Origin of the sequence: Paenibacillus popilliae ATCC 14706, assembly GCF_000315235.1 — a bacterium.
In the GTDB taxonomy this organism is placed as follows: domain Bacteria; phylum Bacillota; class Bacilli; order Paenibacillales; family Paenibacillaceae; genus Paenibacillus_B; species Paenibacillus_B popilliae.
This window is the reverse complement of the sequence record NZ_BALG01000433.1, coordinates 1-957: the sequence shown is the minus strand read 5'-3', so window position 1 is coordinate 957 and position 957 is coordinate 1. Positions and strand designations below refer to the sequence as shown.

1 pseudogene is annotated in these 957 nt (G+C 37.8%); it reads left to right on the top strand.

Going from position 1 to position 957, the window contains the following annotated elements:
• Nucleotides 1-157: 157 nt before the first annotated feature.
• Nucleotides 158-957 (top strand): annotated as a pseudogene (locus PPOP_RS18070) (transcriptional regulator); the annotation flags it as partial.

Here is a 957-nt window from a genome sequence, read left to right as displayed (position 1 = left end):
CCGATTACTTGTTTTCTGTTCGCTTCCCGTGGAGTGGCAGTTACGGATTCATTGTATTCTATTAGGAGAATCCCGATTATTTTGATATGGGGTAATTTGGTTAATCAACAGGCCTGATATAGAGATTGAAAAAAGATCAGAGTCTTTGATGTGTATCTTGCAAACAACAATCCAACAATGTCAAAATGTTGAGCTGATACGAAAAGTAGCAACCAAATTTCTTGAATCGCCAAATGAAGACAGTCTTGATGTAACAGAAAAGCTTTATCGAACCATTACATCCGTCGAGAATCCCTCCATTAAACTTTTATTGTACGACCTCATCGTAGACTACTCACGTTCCCACGGAATCATGCCTTATATCGCCAAAGGTATGTATCAAAAGTACCTGATTGAACGAGATGATTTTAGCAGATTGAAGGAGACTTACTATAGTGGGAAGTACGTTCTTCATTATGTTGATTTTTTGTCACAGCATGATCGGATTGAACTATATTACAAACTAGGTATTCACTCGTTGCAATACAAGCAATTTGACTATCCTCACATTCGAGAAAATACGTTTCTTATGGAAACATTTATCAACGCCAAAAAGGGGAATATCGAACAATCCGTTGAACAACTCCATTTATTCTTGAAGTCGTGCAGTAACGATTCTGTCATTTCTGCTACCAACCAACTGCTACGTTTACACTTACAACGAAACAACCTCAAAGATGCTAGAGACCTACTAAATACTAGCAAAATAGACCCGACCGGTATAAACAAAAGTAATCCTTTAATCTATGCAAGATACGCTGAATATCTTCAAATCAAAGGAGAGTATTATTTAGCCGTCGGTGATTATGAAACATGCATTACTAATATGGTGGAAAGCGCATCGTGGTATTCCAAAGTCAACGATACGTTCCATGAACGCAGTAGCCATCTCATAATGAGGATGGTTATGGAAAAGGA